Raw genomic sequence first — 17,548 nt, 5'->3', positions numbered from 1 at the left:
AAACTTAGGAGAATGTTGTAATGGGTGTTGCAGTTGGAATGGTTGAAGTCTTAGGATTTCCCGCTGCCGTAGAAGTTGCAGACTCAATGGTGAAAGCAGCCCGAGTTACTTTAGTTCGCTATGAAAAGATAACCCGTGCCTACTGGACAATTATAGTTAGAGGAGATATCTCTGAAGTGCAAGCAGCCGTTGCTGCTGGAATTGAATCAGTTAAAAAGGTCGATGGCGGAAAGTTGCTATCGTATCACATAATTGCTCGTCCCCACGAGAATCTAGATTACATTTTGCCGATCGGCTACACTCCCGAAGTCGAACAGTTCCGAATGTAGACAAAGTTTTGACAAAACTTTGGTGTGGAATTTTAACTTTTACTAAAATATAGAGGTGCGGGCGATCGCACCTCTATATTTTTTGTCAGCGAGGCGATCGATATTTCTAATTCTCAGCGCCCTAAAAGCTTCACCAAACCAACGCCACCAAAGTAAAGAGCCAGCACCGCACCTCCCAAAAGACTTTGCGTCAAAGGGTCAGTAGAAGGCGTTAAAACAGCACCCAAAACTGCTGCACCCAAGACGACATAACGCCAGCCGGATAGCATTTGCTTAGAAGAAACTATGCCCAAAACACCGAGTAATACTTGGACAATCGGGATTTGAAAAGCTAAACCCGTGCTGAACATTAACAACAGTACAAATTTAAAGTATTTGTCGATCGACCACAACTGCTCTACAACATCCGCCCCGTAGGTAACAAAGAAATTCAGCGCCGCCGGAATCAGAGCAATGTAAGCAAATACCAGCCCCCCCAAAAATAGGAAACTCGAACCAAAAAACACTGGCCCCAGCAACCCGCGTTCTTTGCGAGTCAAACCTGGTAGCACAAATAGCGCTATTTGGTAAAAAATAAAGGGAGTTGCAATCAGCAAACCGCTATAGCCTGCTACTTCAATCGAAACAAAGAAATACTCACCGGGAGCTAGTTGCAGAAACTTTACTGGCCCGGCGGGTACTTCTAACAATTGTACGATCGGCTTAACGATTAAAAAGCAACCAACTACACCGATTGCTACGGCAATTAGCGAATAAAAGAGTCGCTGGCGCAATTCTTCTAAATGCTCGAACAAAGACATTTCTACTTCGTCAGGGAGTTCGTCAATAAATTCGTTTTCGAGATTCCGGGAGCCCATGAAATCATCGGCGATTGGTGCAATGCTATTTTCAGTTTCCGGGCTAACTCCAGAATCTTCCGAGTTGCTGGCATCCGTCAAATCATCGGCGACTGGTGCAATACTATTTTCAGTTTCCGGGCTAACTTCTGAATCTTCCGAGTTGCTGACATCTATCACATTATCGGCGATTGGTGCAATGCCATTTTCAGTTTCCGGGCTAACTTCTGAATCTTCCGAGTTGCTGACATCTATCACATCATCGGCGATTGGTGCAATGCCATTTTCAGTTTCCGGGCTAACTTCTGAATCTTCCGAGTTGCTGACATCTATCACATTATCGGCGATTGGTGCAATGCCATTTTCAGTTTCCGGGCTAACTTCTGAATCTTCCGAGTTGCTGACATCTATCACATCATCGGCGATTGGTGCAATGCCATTTTCAGTTTCCGGGCTAACTTCTGAATCTTCCGAATTGCTGACATCTATCACATTATCGGCGATTGGTGCAATGCTATTTTCCGCCCTAAATTGTTCGAGGTTGTTGTCGGAATCTGGTTCGGATGTCTCCAAGTCTAAGGGCACAGTCATAGGTATTTGGGATTTTATTTAAGTTTTACGTTTATTAGTCTTGGATGCAGATCGAATCAAAAACCCGTTGATGGGTTAAAGTCGATCGCCCTTTTTACTGTAACGCCAACCGTGCATCTTTTGGCAAACCCTTGCCACGTAACGCATATAATCTCTGAGTCTTGTTGGTCAAACCTGGTTTTTTTAACCGTCAATGGCGATCGCAATTTTGCCCACAGCGCGGCCAGTTTCGCTGTAAGCGTGGGCGGCGGCTACTTCTGCTAAGCTGTAAGTGCGATCGACAATCGGCTCAACTTCCTCGGATTCGATTAACTCCCGCAAAATGCCCAAGTCACCGGGGTTGGGATTAGCTAGAATGAATTTAGCTTTTTTACCAGGCCAAAACCAACTCGTCAGCATCGGTGGGAGGTTGTCTAAACTCGGCAAAGTTGAGATATAAACTCCCTCCGGTTGCAGCACGTTTTCGCATTCAGCAAATGTTTTTGTGCCTACAGCATCCAAGATAATATCATACTTTTCGGCTTGTTGAGTAAAGTCTATTTCTGCATAATCCAGAACAAAATCTGCTCCCAAACCTTTCACAAAATCTCTATTTTTGGCGCTGCAAACTCCCGTTACTTCCGCGTTCATTGCTTTCGCTATTTGTACCGCAAACATCCCGACTCCGCCGGAAGCACCGTTAATTAATACCTTGTATCCTACTTTAATTTCACCCAAATCCCTGAGGGCTTGCAAAGCGGTTAAACCTGCGATCGGTACTGCTGCTGCTTCTGTATGGGTGATGTTTTTCGGTTTCATTGCTGCACTCGATTCTGACACGACAGCGTATTCGGCGCAAGCACCGCCAGCGCTCGGATTTAAGAATGTATAAACCTCGTCTCCGGCTTGAAATTTGGTGACATCCGAGCCGACTTCTACGACTACTCCCGAGATGTCGGAGCCGACAATTCGAGGAAAGTTAAATCCTGTGAGTAGTTGCAGGTGTCCTTGGCGAATTTTCCAGTCTACTGGATTGACGCTGCTAGCGCGAACTCTGACTAGCAATTCGTTGGATTTGGCGATCGGCTTTTCTAATTCTCGGTACTGCAATTCCTGGGCGGAACCGTAGCGATCGTAAGCAACTGTTTTCATGGCAAATTTTTTTGTCTATTTCTAATAGAACATTTAATCATGTACAATTATCATATAGCAATTCTATTTCGTTTGTGAAGGGGATTTATTTTTTTTTGACCACAGAGGACACAGAGGGCGCAGAGAAATAGAAAAGATCGAGAGAGAGAAATGATTGATTTAACCGGAAAGGTAATTTTAGTAACAGGTGGCTCGAAAGGGATTGGTGCTGTGACGGTGCAGACTCTGGTTAATGCTGGGGCTGAGGTAATTTTGCATTACTGTCGCAGTGAAATTGAAGCGCAATCGGTAGCAGCAAGTGTGGCGCGCGATCGCTGTTATTTATTAGCAGCAGATTTGATGTCACCAAAGGCGGCTTCTAATTTGTGGCAAGATGCGGTTAAATGGCGCGGTCATATTGATATTATAGTTAATAATGCTGGGATTATGCAGTCAGCGGGTATTGAAGACGATTTTGATATTTGGTCATCAGCTTGGCAACAAACTCTCCAAGTTAATTTAGTTGCTGTTGCTGATTTGTGTCGGGAAGCAATTCTGCATTTTAAAACTCGCAATGGCGGTACAATCATTAATATAGCAAGTCGTGCTGCTTTTCGTGGCGACGATCCAAATTATCTGCACTACGCTGCATCAAAAGGTGCGATCGTTTCTCTAACTCGCAGCATTGCTAGAGGATTCGCGGCTGACAATATTTTAGCTTTTACTATTGCACCGGGATTTGTCAGTACAGAAATGTCTAATCAGTTTATTCGGGAGTGTGGCGAGGCCGAAATTGTGCGCGATATCCCGATCGGCAAAATCGCCCCTCCCCAAGATGTCGCCAACGTTATCGCCTTTCTAGCATCGGGTTTAGCCACCCACGCCACCGGAACAACGATCGACATTAACGGCGCTTCTTACGTGCATTGACAGTTGACAGTTGACAGTTGACAGTTGACAGTTGACAGTTGATAATATTGCTCTACTATAAAATAGCTCTAAAGACTCACCTTAACAGCTTTTAAGAATAACTAATTTATCCCTTTAGCCAGATGCTCAAAAAACGAGAGGTGGCTTATCTTTAGATAAAAAGATAGCCTGAGGGAAACTGATTATGACAGCAGATAACGGAGCCAAAAGCAAACGAGTTGCCATACTCATCGAAAATGGAGTTGAAGATTCGGAATTTCTAGTTCCTTACAACGGCTTAAAACAAGCAGGATTTGACGTTGTTGTCCTCGGTTCACGGACAAACGAAAAATATGTCGGGAAAAATGGTAAAGTTGGCCAACAAGCTGACGGAACTACTACTGAATCATTAGCAGCAGAATTCGATGCAGTCGTAATTCCTGGCGGTATGGCTCCCGATACCATGCGGACAAATCCGAATACAGTAAGGTTTGTCAAAGAAGCAATGGAACAAGGAAAAATAGTCGCTGCTGTGTGTCACGGCCCGCAACTTTTGATTGAATCCGATGCGCTCAAAGGCAAAAATGCGACTGGTTTCTTGGCAATTAAAACTGACATGATTAATGCCGGAGCTAACTACATCAACCAAGCTTTAGTCGTAGACGGCAACTTGATTACTTCCCGCCAACCGGGAGATTTAGGCATATTTACCACGGCAATTCTAGCCCGCCTCGGTTACGGCGGCAAGGCAGTCGGCTTACCCGAAGAAACCGACGCCAGTGCAGAATGGTGGAAATTAGCTAATGGTTGGGGTGGCTCGACACAAGGCGACATTGTTAAAGGTTTGAATACCGCCCTCGCAGGCGAGCGCTATGCTTGCGAAGCCTTTCAGAATTATGCGGAAAAAACCGGAGATAGCGATTTGCGATCGCTCCTGACGGAAATTATCCAAAACAAACAGCAACACATCCTCGCTCTCGAAAACCGCCTCAACGATTTCGGCGAAAAACCCTCAATTCCCGCCCAAATTGCTGACAAATACGCTAAATTAAAGTCTTCAATGCAAGGCACCGATGAAACCTTCTTGCTGCGGAGCACTCTCGGCGATTTGCAAACAGGTATTGTCGATATCAATCACCTGCGGGCGAAGTTCACAGATCCGGTATCAACTGACATCTTTACCCAGATTGAAGCCGATTTGTCCAAGTGCGAGCAAGCCGTTGCTAAACTGTACCGCGCCCGTGCAGTATCGCAGGAAATTAAGGCGCCTAAACCTTCGACTAGCCCCGCTGTCAAAATGTAATTTCCACGCGGATTAACAAGTTTGTAGTTGTGCCAGGGGGGTAAAACCCCCACCCGGAGCGCAACTACAAACTTTTCGTGCGATCGTAAAATCTACACCTTTGCGGTAAAATAAAAGCCGAGCATAAAAAGCTGACACTGAAGTAACTGCAAGGTGGAGATTTTTATTAAATGGCTTCTATTTTTGTTTCAGCGGGACATGGCGGGTTTGAAGGCAGCGTGCGCGATTCCGGGGCGATCGCATTTGGCACCACCGAAGCACAGGAAATGATTCTAACTCGCGATTTAGTGGTAGCTGAATTGCAGCGGCGAGGGATCACAACTTTGTGGGTGCCCGATATTCTGAGTTTAGTAGAAACTATCGCTTGGATCAACAATCGTTGCCAGCCTGGAGATGTAGCACTAGAAATGCACGCCGATGCTTTTTCTAATCCTCAAGTTCGGGGCGCTAGCGCGTTTTATATTGGTAGCAACCCTACCAGAAAAGCCGATGCAGATTTATTGTTAAACGGCTATTTACGTCGGTGTCCAGAAATACCCAGTCGCGGCGCTAAAGCAGATACTGAAGCAGGCGTGGGTAGCCTCGGATTTTGCCGCCGCGTCAACATTCCTTCAATATTAATCGAACTCGGTTTTATCACCAGTCCCGATGACTTAAAAGTATTTCAAACTCGCCGCGGCGATGTCGCTCTCGGACTCGCTGACGGCCTCGAAGCTTGGTTAAAAAATACCGATTTGAAACCTTTGCCGACACCAACACCCGCACCAACACCCGCACCAACACCCGCACCAACACCAACACCCGCACCCCCACCAAAACCTATAGTTTATCCTTTAATTAATATCCAAATTAACGGTGCGCCGCACGAAGATAAAGGCATTTTGGTCAACGGTAATGCTTTTGTTCCTTCCGAAGTTCTTGACGCTCTCAATGTCAAACCCGAGGCAGCCGATCGCCGAATTACGTACAATGGAGTAGTATTCGTGCGGGCTGTCGATTTGCGCGATCGCGAAATCTCCGTAACTTGGGATCAGGCCACAACATCAGTATCCCTGCGATCGCGCCGCGATATCCTCTCAGGCGTAGGAAAAATCATGGGACGCGGTTTAACTACCGTCCAACAAATCACAGTATTTCTCACCAAAAATAACAGCAAAGCCCTCGTAACATTTCCCAACCTACCTCAAATTTACATCCAAGAAGCAGCCGCAGAAGGCGTCAATCACGACCTAGCTTTTTGCCAAATGTGTTTAGAAACAAACTATCTCAACTTTGGCGGTGCAGTCAAACCAGAACAATTTAACTTTGCCGACATGGGAATCATCAGCCCCACAAATTCCGGCATTTCATTCCCCGACGCCCGCACCGGAATTAGAGCGCAAATTCAGCACCTCAAAGCTTACGCCAGCACCGAACCAATCAACCAACCTTTAGTTAAAGAAAACGTCCGTTTTCGCTTTGTCAAGCGCGGCGTCGGCCCCACCGTCAACGAACTTGCGGGCCGCTGGAATTCTGATCCTTTATACGGACAAAAAATCATCAATATCATCCGGCTTTTGTACGAAAATGCCAGTTTGTTATAACCACAGATACCCAAATTTCTAGGTTTGTAGTAAGGACTTTAGTCCTCTCCGTAACTGTGGTTAATAATCAGGACTTCAATCCTATTTCTAACTTTTAGTCAATCATAAAGGACTAAAGTCCTCACTACGAACCTTAGAAGGACTAAAGTCCTCACTACGAACCTTAGAAGGACTAAAGTCCTCACTACGAACCTTAGAAGGACTAAAGTCCTCACTACGAACCCTAGAAGGACTAAAGTCCTCACTACGAACCTTAGAAGGACTAAAGTCCTCACTACGAACCCTAGAAGGACTAAAGTCCTCACTACGAACCTTAGAAGGACTAAAGTCCTCACTACGAACCCTAGAAGGACTAAAGTCCTCACTACGAACCGAATATCATCAAGGGTAAGGTGCTTGTGGCGCCACCTACAAATAGAGTGGATATGTCGCAAGTTAATTCAGCGGACACGATCTGAATATCTTAAATCAATCAATATAACTATGGTTTCCAGCACAAATCGATTCTCCGACATTCAAAATCATTGGGCTAAAATCTTTATTGACGGCTTAGTAGAACGGGCTGTAATCAGCGGTTTTCCCGATCGCACTTTTCGTCCAAACAGCAACCTCACCCGCGCCCAATTTGCCGCCATTGTCAGCAAAGCCTTTCCCGTGCCCGACAAACGGCCCTACATACCATTTATCGACGTTCCCGCCACCCACTGGGCCGCCACCGCCATTCAAGCAGCATATAAAAGAGGGTTTATCTCCGGCTATCCCGACAACCTGTTTAAGCCCGAAAGCCTGATTACCAGGGCGGAAGCATTAGTTGCATTAGTCAGCGGCATCTTTGGGGCGAATGCTGCGCCGACAAGCAATCTGATCCTGTCTAACATCTACCAAGACAGTACAGAAATACCTAATTATGCCAAAAAGGCGATCGTCATCGCCACCCTATCCGAAATAGTAGTAAACGCTCCCAATTTAAACTTATTAAATCCCGCCGGAAACGCCACCAGAGCCGATGTCGCCGCCTGGGTTTATCAAGCATTAGTCTATCTCAAAAGAGCACCAGCAATCTATTCTCAATATATTATAGTTCTCAGTAAAGTTCCGCGACCGCAAGTTTTCGTCAACCACCAGCGAGAATTTCGCGGAGTTTGGATAACATCCGTCTGGAATATTGACTGGCCCTTCAGCAACAAACTCACAACTGAACAACAAAAAGCCGAACTAATAAAAATCCTAGATAGACTGCAAGAAATCAATTTCAACGCAATTATCATTCAAATTAGAGCAGGAGGCGATGCTCTTTATGACTCAAAATTAGAACCTTGGAGTGCATGGCTAACAGGAACTCAAGGAAAAGCACCAGAACCTTATTATGACCCTTTAACATTTGCCGTTGCAGAAAGCCACAAACGCAACATCGAAGTTCACGCTTGGTTCAATCCCTACCGCGCCAAAGTTTCTTATACCCAAACCCCACCCAACGTCAGCCCGCACCTCTCTGTTACCAATCCCGAATGCGTTTATCCGTGGGGTGACGACTTGTGGATGGACCCGGGAATTGATTTAGTTGTAGACAAGACTTACAACGTCATTTTAGACGTAGTAAAGCGCTACGATATAGACGGCGTTCACTTCGACGATTATTTCTATCCTTATCCCATCGACGGTCAAGAATTTCCAGACAGCAAGATTTACAATAGTTACGTCTCCCGAGGCGGCAAAATGAATTTAGGAGACTGGCGGCGCGAAAATGTCAACAAATTAGTTAGAAGACTCGGACAAGGAATTAAAACAGTCAAACCAAACGTCAAATTCGGCATCAGTCCCTTCGGCATTTATCGCCCCGGACAACCACCAGCAAGTCGAGGTTTAGACGCCTACGAAACACTCTATGCCGACGCTAAAAAATGGTTAGAATCAGGTTGGGTAGATTATCTAAATCCCCAACTTTACTGGCGCATCGACCAAGCAGCTCAAAGCTATCCAATGTTGCTAGAATGGTGGCTAGAAAACAATCCCCAAAACAGACATATTTACGTAGGAAATAACCTAGGAAAGCTCGACGGCAATAAGTGGAATGTGCAGGAAATCAACAATCAAATTGAGATAACGCGCAACTCTAAAGACAGCTTAGCTTTAGGAAATGTTTTCTTCAGCATGAAAGCATTTAGCGACAATCGCCAGCAAATTTACGATAATTTCAAATCCATTACATACAACCAACCCGCACTCGTTCCCGCAATGCCCTGGCAAAATGGCAAGCCGCCGGCCCCTCCAGTATCAGTAGTAGTACAAAAAGTGGGAAATAGTAATGTTTTGCAGTGGAAAAATCCCGCCGATAAAAACATTCGTTCTTGGACGCTCTATCAAAAAAATGGCGATACTTGGAAGCTCATAAAAATCATTAATGCAGACACAGTACAAGTAACAGTAGGAACGGGGATTTACGCTTTGTGTGCGGTGAGTATAATGGCTGTAGAAAGTGTAGGAGTTTTCATAGAAATAGCAGCCTAAAACATCATCCCCCTCAAGCAACAAAAAAATACAGGTTTGTAGTGAGGACTTTAGTCCGCATAAAAGTCCTCACTACAAGTTCGTAACTACAGGTTCGTAGTGAGGACTTTAGTCCGCATAAAAGCCCTCACGACAAACACTGTTTATGGACAAAGATGAACCCAATCGCAGCCCAGCCCCTCTTCCTTCTGACAAATGACAATGACTAATGACCAATGACTAATGACTTTCGTAACTACAGGTTCGTAGTAAGGACTTTAGTCCGCATAAAAACCCTCACGACAAACACTGTTTATTGACAAACATAAACCCAATCGCAGCCCAGCCATTCTGACAAATGACAAATGACTAATGACAAATGACTAATGACTAATGACTAATGACTAATGACTAATGACCAATGACTAATGACTAATGACTTCTTCCCTCTTCCTCTAGATAGGAGACAGCTTAGCGATAAATGCGTTATCGTGTTGCCAATATTTTGATTTTAGAGGAAAAAAAAGCTGTGGTTCCCTTACGCGATGACAATCCCACCAGCATCACTCCCTACGTTACCTTCGGGCTGATTGCTGCCAACATATTAGTATTTTTGTACGAGCTCTCATTAGCCGATCGCCAATTAACACAATTTTTCTACTCTTGGGCGGTAGTTCCTTGCCAGTTAAGCAATATGTGTCGGGTGTCTCTACCTGTTTCGCCATTTCCCGAATGGACGACGCTAATTAGCTCGCAATTCCTGCACGCAGGCTTTCTCCACATAGCCGGAAATATGTTATTTTTGTGGATTTTTGGCAACAACGTAGAAGACCGTTTAGGACACGTTAAATTTTTAATATTTTACCTTACTTGCGGCGTATTAGCATCACTAACTCAGTGGTTTTTTTCCTCAGCATCGGCCATTCCCTCCCTTGGTGCTAGCGGGGCGATCGCAGGCGTGATGGGAGCATACATTCTTAGATATCCCCAAGCCAAAGTTTTGACGTTGTTACCCTTAGGCATATTTATTACCACAGTCAGAGTTCCCGCTTTCTTCTTTCTCGGATTTTGGTTTGCACAGCAAGCATTGAGCGGTTTGGCTTCCTTGAATGCGCCGGCAAGTGTGGGTATGGAATCGGGGGGAGTTGCTTACTGGGCTCACGCTGGCGGCTTTGTTTTCGGCGCGATTCTTGCTCCTTTATTGGGGCTTTTTTCCGATCAAAATCAGATTTAACTGTTTGATAGTGAGGACTTTTGTCCTCGGATTTATGCGGACTGAAGTCCTCACTACAAACCAGGATTTAGGTTGATAGTGAGGACTTTTGTCCTCGGATTTATGCGGACTGAAGTCCTCACTACAAACCAGGATTTAGGTTGGTAGTGAGGACTTCAGTCCTCGGATTTATGCGGACTGAAGTCCTCACTACCAACCAGGATTTAGGTTGGTAGTGAGGACTTCAGTCCTCGGATTTATGCGGACTGAAGTCCTCACTACAAACCAGGATTTAGGTTGGTAGTGAAGACTTCAGTCCTTCTTTTATGCGGACTGAAGTCTTCACTACCAACCAGGATTTAGGTTGGTAGTGAGGACTTCAGTCCTTCTTTTATGCGGACTGAAGTCCTCACTACAAACCAGGATTTAGGTTGGTAGTGAGGACTTCAGTCCTTCTTTTATGCGGACTGAAGTCCTCACTACAAACCAGGATTTAGGTTGGTAGTGAGGACTTCAGTCCTTCTTTTATGCGGACTGAAGTCCTCACTACAAACCAGGATTTAGGTTGGTAGTGAGGACTTCAGTCCTTCTTTTATGCGGACTGAAGTCTTCACTACAAACCAGGATTTAGGTTGGTAGTGAGGACTTCAGTCCTTCTTTTATGCGGACTGAAGTCTTCACTACAAACCAGGATTTAGGTTGGTAGTGAGGACTTCAGTCCTTCTTTTATGCGGACTGAAGTCCTCACTACAAACCAGGATTGCGCTGGGTGCAGGCATTTACTAGATAAAGGTGAAGTCGAAAGGTGACAGAGAAGTAACCCCTGTTACGCCATTTAACTTCGCCAAAATTCGAGAATCGCCGCCTGTTTGGTTGTTACCGTTGCCATCATAAATGATGTAAGTATTGCCGCCGGAATCGTAGGCGAACAAGAAAGCGGTTCCTCCCAAAATATTTGCAGAAACATTTGTTTGAACTGTTAGCTGAACTTGGCTGTTACCGCTCAGATTTGGGAATCCGGGGGCAAAGTTGAACTGATCGGCGATCGGCACGCCGAGACCGTTGAAATCAGTAATCACATCGTATCCGCCCGCGGCGATCGCAGCATTGATTGCCGCCGAAGAAGCCGCATCAAACGTCGGCCCACCCTCTGCGGGGCTGGTATAGCGGAATTGATTGCTGCCGCCGCCGCCCGTCATGGTGTCTGCACCGAGGCCGCCTACGAGTACGTCGTTATCCAAACCGCCGTTAATCGTATCGCTGCCGCCACCGCCGTCGATCGTATCGGCGCCAGCTAAACCGTTCAAATTGTCCGGTAAAGAGCCGCCCACTAACCTGTTAGGCCCGCTATCTGCCGGCAAGATGGAAACGGCGATCGTACCTGTGCCCGGAATTGTCCCGAATCCGTCGCTGATGCTGTAGGCAAAAGTAGTTGTACCTGCTACGTTGCCGGCGATGAACTGCACCTGAGAACCGAGATTCACAGCTATGCCCAGTTTCGGCGTGCCGACATTGATAATGCTGAGCGGCCCTTTTTGCGGGCTGGAATCGTTGGCGAGCACGTCGATGAACGTCGGTAGCAAATTATTCGTACTCGTAAATACGATGCCATCATCCGCAGCCACTGGCGGCCGGGTGCTGGGAAGGGTTGAGGAACCGTCGAAAGAGTTGATGTTAATCCCGACTGAGGCTGCCGCCGTGCCGCCTTGGTCGTCGGCTACGCTGTAGCTGAAAGAGCCGGCTTGCCCGATCGCATTAGTTTTAGGTTGGAACTTCAAGCCCAGCAATTCCTGAACCGTCAGTTTTTGGTTGATAGCCACCGGACTCGTACCGACAACTACTTCACCGAAAGTCGGATTCGGAACTATCACAACCGCGATCGACAGCGGCTGACCCTCTGGATCGCTAGGCGCCGAAATGCTCAGAGACAGAGGCAAATTTTGCAAACCAGTCAGCGTCTTGCCAGTTTCGACGATCGGCGGCTCGTTAGGAGTCGGAGAGGTAAAACTCGGCGGCACCGGCCCCCCGCCGAAAGGTGGAGGAGTTGGGGTGCCCGCAGTGGGAGTCGGGACGATCGAAGGAATCGGACTCGGCAATGTCCCAGCCGTCGGAGTCGGAGTCGGACTCGGCACCTGTGTCGGCAATGTCCCGGGCGATGGAGTTGGACTCGGAGTTGTCCCCGGTGATGGTGATGGAGTTGGAGTCGTCGCCGGAGTTGGAGTCGTCGCCGGAGTTGGAGTCGTCGCCGGAGTCGGAGTTGTCGCCGGAGTCGGAGTTGTCGCCGGAGTTGGAGTTGTCGCCGGAGTTGGAGTTGTCGCCGGAGTTGGAGTTGTCGCCGGAGTTGGAGAAGGTGTTGTCCCCGTCGGTGCCGGAGTCGTAACAGGTTTTGTCCCCGTTGAGGGTGTCGGAGAAGCCGTTGTTCCCGTCGGTGTTGGAGAAGCACTTGTCCCCGGTGCCGGTGTTGGAGAAGCCGTTGTCCCCGGTGCCGGTGTCGGAGAAGGACTTGTCCCCGTCGGACTCGAAGGTCTCGTTCCCTGAATGACGAAGGGATTGTCGTCTACGCGCGGAACTTGAGCTGTAGTAAACCTAGATTCATCCAGCGAGTTCGATCGCACATCAATCAATACCGCCAAAAATTCGCCAGTTTGCTTGTCCCGAATAATCGTGTTGCTAGAATTCGAGCCTTGACCCTGCAAGATGTCTAGCTGTGTAAAGTTGAGACCTCCAGCCAGAGCGATCGAATCTCCCGGCTTAAAATCTGTAATTAGATCCGCATCCCCAAGGTCGCGGCCGCCAGTAGTCAGAAACCCGCTGCTATTAGTGGACGTTCCCACCCTACCCAGAACAAAGATATCCGAGCCCTCGCCTCCGGTCAGAGTATCAGATCCGCGATCGCCCGAAACAATATCATCCCCAGCCCCGCCAGACACAGAATCATTGCCATCGCCCCCGTAGATCAGGTCATCACCAGCACCGCCGTCAGCAGTATCGTTACCAACACCGCCGGTGATGACATCCCCACCGTCGCCGCCCAACAAAATATCGTTGCCCGCAGCGCCGATCAAGCAGTCGTTACCCGTGTCGCCAAACAAAGTGTCATTACCCTTGTCGCCAAACATCAGGTCGTCCTCGCCACCTCCGCGCAGGCAGTCATTGCCTTTACCGCCGTACAGCGTGTCGTTGCCTTCGGAACCCAACACAATATCGTCGCCCTGGTCGCCAAAAGCTACATCATCGCCCAAGTCGCCAGAAACCAAGTCATCGCCTTTGCCGCCCCGCGCCGTGTCATTGCCGCGGCCGCCCTCAACAAAATCCTTACCAGCGCCACCGTTGAGAGAATCGTTACCATCATCACCTCTGATGATATCGGCCCCGTCCCGACCCAGAATCGTGTCGTCACCGCCACGCCCGGAAATGGTGTCGTTGAACAAGCTGCCGATTAAATAGTTATTGCCATCATTGGCGACAACTACGCCATCGACAAACACGGGCTGTGGGGGAGGCGTGGGTACGGTTATCGCTGGTCGTACCACCGGCACGATCGTAATCGCCGGGCCCGTCCCCGTCAATGTCGTGGTTGTCCCCGTCAATGTCGTGGTTGTCCCCGTCAATGTCGTGGTTGTCCCCGTCATCGTCGGAGTTGTCGCCGTCAATGTCGTGGTTGTCCCCGTCAATGTCGTGGTTGTCCCCGTCATCGTCGTGGTTGTCCCCGTCAGCGTCGTGGTTGTCCCCGTCATCGTCGGAGTTGTCGCCGGCGACGGCGTAGGCGAGGTAATTGTTTCGACAATAATTGCTGGTACTGCTGGTGGCATTGTTTCGACTCCTTGCGACGCTACTCAAAAACTACTAAATAAACTTAAAGTCAGAGGCAGTAATGACGGTGCTCAGAGCTCCCGGCACTGTAGGAATAGTATTCAAAACTGCCAAGTCGAAAGCTGGGAGACTGTCATCTGCCACATTTGGGTCAAACCCAAGAACGTACTTGTTAAAGGTATTGTTCAGGTAAACGAAGAAAGCTCCACCTTTGGTCGAACCGTTTTGATTCTTCAACACTGCGTTGACTGCTTGAGCGTTGTCAAATTTAGATTCAAACAAAATGACTTCTTGCTTGCTGATGTTGTCGCCACCGCTGCCGATATTCCTGACGATAAAACTGGTGAAATCGTTAGTAGTTCCAGAGTTGGTTAAACCTGCAAAATTTGACGATCGGAACAAGAACCTGTCGGTGCCGCTGCCGTTGGAGTTAAAGTCAGCAATCACGTCTACGCCTTCGCTGGGAGTTTCGTAGTAGAAGAAATCATCGCCAGGGCCGCCAGTGAGCAGGTCAGAACCGTTGCCGCCGCCCAAGATGTCATTGCCCGCACCGCCCTCAAGAGTGTCGTTGTCATCGCCACCCAATACCAAGTCGTTGCCGAAGCCGCCGTTGATCGAGTCGCTGCCGGCACCGCCGTCTAGAGTGTCGTCGCCCGCTTCGCCCAACAGCGAGTCGCTGCCGCCCTCGCCCAAAATGTAGTCGTTGCCGACACCTCCGAGTGCCGTGTCGGCACCGTCTCCACCCAAAATCGTATCTTCGCTGTCGCCGCCGGAGATGGAATCGTTATTGATACCGCCGTCGAGCAAGTCTCTGCCGAGTCCGCCGTCGAGGATGTCGTCGCCTGCGCCACCGTCGATCGAGTCGTCGCCAATTCCGCCCAATAAGGTGTCGTTGCCGCTGCCTCCCAGTATGGAGTCGTCGGCCGCTTCTCCCAATATCGAGTCATTGCCTGCACCGCCGTCAATGGTGTCGTTGCCGTCACCGCCCAAGATGATATCGTTGTCGTTGCCGCCGAACATCAGGTCGTTGCCCAGCCCGCCGATTAGCGAGTCGATGCCGTCTCCGCCGTCTACGGTGTCGTTGCCGATCCCGCCGTCGAGGGTGTCGTTGCCGATCGAACCTAGCACTGAGTCGTTACCTGCTTCGCCGAATTCCAAGTCGTCGCCGCCCCTGCCGTCGATGATGTCGTTGCCGTCGCCCCCGTACAGGGTATCGTTGCCTGCCCCGCCGATGATGTAGTCGCTGAGGTTGCTGCCTGTAAACGTGCTCGCCGGCAGTGCGGTGCGATCGACAATACTATCTACCACCGTGATGCTGAAGGATGCTGGCCCGATCGTTGCAGACCCGTCTGAGGCTGTAAACGAGAAACTGTCGCTGCCCCCACCAGCCAGCAAGTTGTATTTGACGATGTTGTTGTTGATATCGTCTTGGCTGAATTTGCCACCAACATTGAGAAAAGTTGTGCCTCTTTGAACAAAACCTCTCGTAGCGTTGGGAGCTTTGGTAATCGTATAAACGATGTCCGACGGCGGGTTGTCGGGATCTGTGACCAACAAATCCGCAGCCGTGATTGTCTGGGTGGGAGCACTTTTGGCAACCACCACACCGCCGTTAATTACTAGCTTCGGCGGGTTGCTGACGTTGATGGTTACTACCCCCTGACTGGTGCCGCCGTTGCCGTCAGAGATCGAGTAGCTGAAGCTGTCACTACCCGAGAAGCCGGGATTCGGGCTGTATTTGAACAGCCCGCCGCCCAAGGGAGTCACGATTCCTTTGGTTGTTGGGGTAAAAGTCGTGACAGTCAGAGGGTTCTTTTCCGGGTCAGTGTCGTTGAACAGAACGTTGAAGCTGGTATCTTGACCCGCAACCGTGGTGAAGTTGTCGTTAACCGCTCTCGGAGCCTGATTGGGGAAGGGTACGGGACTTGGAGTCGGCGCCGGACTTCCTGTTGGCGTCGGACTTGCTGTCGGCGTCGGGAAAACCAGACCCGGTGTTGGAGTTGCTGTCGGTGTCGGGAACATCGGCGTCGGACTTGGTGTCGGTGTCGGACTTGATGTAGGAGTAGGAGTCGGACTTGATGTAGGAGTAGGAGTCGGACTTGATGTAGGAGTCGGTGTCGGACTTGCTGTAGGAGTAGGAGTCGGCGTCGGAGAAGGACTCGGCGTCGGCAGGGGCAGTGGGGTTGCGCTGCCGGGAACTGTGGGGCCAAGTACAAATGAGCTGCGTCCCAAGGTTCTGCTGTCTACTCCGGGCAATACTGCTAAAAAGTCGCCGCTGACGCCGTTGCGAATAATTGCGCTGCCGGCTTTGCTGTCGGTGCTTTGGAAGATTACCAAATCTTCAAACTTCAGGTCGCCGCTGAGCCCGATCGCATCTTCACCTTGTCGAAAGTCTGTGAAAATATCAGCATCGGCGATGTCTGGGCCGCCTGTAGTGAGAAATGCCGGGTTAGTGCCGTTGCTGCTACCGCCGCTGGGGGCGCTGAAGGCACCGATGACGAAAACATCTCTACCTTCGCCTCCTGCTACAACGTCTTTGCCTGCTTCGCCCCACAGCACGTCATTGCCTGCACCGCCGTCGATGATGTCGTCCCCCGCACCGCCGAACACGATGTCGTCGCCGTCGCCAGCAAAAATTGTGTCAGCACCGGCATTTCCGTACAGCCAGTCGCCTCCTTCGTTGCCAAATAGCAAGTCTTCGCCGTCGCCACCGCTTAGCGTGTCGTTACCTTGATCGCCCCACAAGACATCATCGCCTCGATCGCCCAACAAGCTGTCGTCAGAAGAGCCGCCGCGCATACTGTCGCTGCCTTTGCCCCCAAAACCCGTGTCTTTGCCTTCGCCTCCAACTACCGTGTCGTTGCCGTCATTGCCGTACAGCAAATCCGGGTTATTTCCCCCATCAAGGGAGTCGTTGCCTTTGCCTCCATACAGGGTATCAAGTCCCGAACCGCCGTCGAGAACGTCGTTGCCCTCATTGCCGTACAGCACGTCGTCATCTTCGTTGCCAAATATTAAATCGTCGCCGCCGGCTCCTCGCAGGTTGTCGTTGCCTTGGAGCCCGGAAATCACGTCAGGCCCGGGACTGCCCACTAAGGAGTCGTTGGTTTCTGTGCCTCGGACGATGCCTCCGATGACGGCGGGCGAGGTACTCAGGCCTCCGCCCAATGTGCCGTCTATGCCGCCAAATGTATCATCTACCGGAGTTGGCGTCGGGGAGCGAGTTGGGGTGGGAGTTGGAGTTGGTGTCGGTGTTGGAGTTGGAGTTGGAGTTGGAGTTGGTGTGGGGTCAGGTGTTGGCGTTGGCGTTGGCACTGGAGTTGGTGTTGTGTCAACGATAATAACTGGTACAGCAGGGGGCATTCTTTTGGCTC

10 protein-coding genes are annotated in these 17,548 nt (G+C 49.4%); 6 read left to right on the top strand and 4 right to left on the bottom strand.

Annotated features, from left to right (window positions below; translation table 11 throughout):
• The first annotated feature begins 20 nt into the window (after positions 1-20).
• Positions 21-329, top strand: a complete 309-nt coding sequence (locus QZW47_RS28300; RefSeq protein WP_106149684.1) for a carbon dioxide-concentrating mechanism protein CcmK — start codon at positions 21-23, stop codon at positions 327-329.
• Between the two features lie 113 nt (positions 330-442).
• On the opposite strand, the gene tatC is transcribed toward QZW47_RS28300, so the two are convergent.
• Entirely contained in the window at positions 443-1,186 is a 744-nt protein-coding gene (gene tatC / locus QZW47_RS28295; RefSeq protein WP_293135185.1) for a twin-arginine translocase subunit TatC, read from the bottom strand.
• Positions 1,187-1,939: 753 nt separating this feature from the next.
• A complete protein-coding gene (locus QZW47_RS28290; protein WP_293135166.1) occupies positions 1,940-2,887 on the bottom strand; it encodes an NAD(P)-dependent alcohol dehydrogenase in 948 nt (315 codons plus the stop codon).
• A gap of 150 nt (positions 2,888-3,037) precedes the next feature.
• Between QZW47_RS28290 and QZW47_RS28285 the strand changes: the two genes are divergently transcribed.
• The 5 genes from QZW47_RS28285 (at position 3,038) to QZW47_RS28265 (ending at position 10,382) form a co-directional block, all read left to right on the top strand.
• Positions 3,038-3,796, top strand: a complete 759-nt coding sequence (locus QZW47_RS28285) for an SDR family oxidoreductase (protein ID WP_293135164.1) — start codon at positions 3,038-3,040, stop codon at positions 3,794-3,796.
• 184 nt (positions 3,797-3,980) lie between these two features.
• Complete coding sequence (locus QZW47_RS28280; protein WP_293135161.1) at positions 3,981-5,078, top strand: DJ-1/PfpI/YhbO family deglycase/protease; 1,098 nt, start codon at positions 3,981-3,983, stop codon at positions 5,076-5,078.
• A gap of 170 nt (positions 5,079-5,248) precedes the next feature.
• Positions 5,249-6,661, top strand: a complete 1,413-nt coding sequence (locus QZW47_RS28275) for an N-acetylmuramoyl-L-alanine amidase (protein ID WP_293135158.1) — start codon at positions 5,249-5,251, stop codon at positions 6,659-6,661.
• 483 nt (positions 6,662-7,144) lie between these two features.
• Positions 7,145-9,169, top strand: a complete 2,025-nt coding sequence (locus tag QZW47_RS28270; protein ID WP_293135155.1) for a family 10 glycosylhydrolase — start codon at positions 7,145-7,147, stop codon at positions 9,167-9,169.
• 508 nt (positions 9,170-9,677) lie between these two features.
• Entirely contained in the window at positions 9,678-10,382 is a 705-nt protein-coding gene (locus tag QZW47_RS28265) for a rhomboid family intramembrane serine protease (RefSeq protein ID WP_293135182.1), read from the top strand.
• A gap of 761 nt (positions 10,383-11,143) precedes the next feature.
• On the opposite strand, the gene QZW47_RS28260 is transcribed toward QZW47_RS28265, so the two are convergent.
• On the bottom strand, positions 11,144-14,173 hold the full coding sequence (locus tag QZW47_RS28260) for a calcium-binding protein (protein ID WP_293135152.1): 3,030 nt from the start codon (positions 14,171-14,173) through the stop codon (positions 11,144-11,146).
• Positions 14,174-14,207: 34 nt separating this feature from the next.
• On the bottom strand, positions 14,208-17,537 hold the full coding sequence (locus tag QZW47_RS28255) for an Ig-like domain-containing protein (protein ID WP_293135149.1): 3,330 nt from the start codon (positions 17,535-17,537) through the stop codon (positions 14,208-14,210).
• Positions 17,538-17,548: the final 11 nt, after the last annotated feature.

The sequence above is a fragment of the Microcoleus sp. bin38.metabat.b11b12b14.051 genome, assembly GCF_013299165.1.
Classification (GTDB): Bacteria; Cyanobacteriota; Cyanobacteriia; order Cyanobacteriales; family Microcoleaceae; genus Microcoleus.
This window is presented reverse-complemented; position numbering and strand designations above follow the sequence as displayed.

What these genes read in the sequence shown, in the direction of transcription:
- QZW47_RS28290 (WP_293135166.1), bottom strand. Translation starts at nt 2,887, where the DNA reads ATGAAAACAGTTGCTTACGATCGCTACGGTTCCGCCCAGGAATTGCAG.
- QZW47_RS28285 (WP_293135164.1), top strand. Translation starts at nt 3,038, where the DNA reads ATGATTGATTTAACCGGAAAGGTAATTTTAGTAACAGGTGGCTCGAAA.
- QZW47_RS28255 (WP_293135149.1), bottom strand. Translation starts at nt 17,537, where the DNA reads ATGCCCCCTGCTGTACCAGTTATTATCGTTGACACAACACCAACTCCA.
- QZW47_RS28280 (WP_293135161.1), top strand. Translation starts at nt 3,981, where the DNA reads ATGACAGCAGATAACGGAGCCAAAAGCAAACGAGTTGCCATACTCATC.
- QZW47_RS28300 (WP_106149684.1), top strand. Translation starts at nt 21, where the DNA reads ATGGGTGTTGCAGTTGGAATGGTTGAAGTCTTAGGATTTCCCGCTGCC.
- QZW47_RS28260 (WP_293135152.1), bottom strand. Translation starts at nt 14,173, where the DNA reads ATGCCACCAGCAGTACCAGCAATTATTGTCGAAACAATTACCTCGCCT.
- QZW47_RS28275 (WP_293135158.1), top strand. Translation starts at nt 5,249, where the DNA reads ATGGCTTCTATTTTTGTTTCAGCGGGACATGGCGGGTTTGAAGGCAGC.
- tatC (WP_293135185.1), bottom strand. Translation starts at nt 1,186, where the DNA reads ATGGGCTCCCGGAATCTCGAAAACGAATTTATTGACGAACTCCCTGAC.
- QZW47_RS28270 (WP_293135155.1), top strand. Translation starts at nt 7,145, where the DNA reads ATGGTTTCCAGCACAAATCGATTCTCCGACATTCAAAATCATTGGGCT.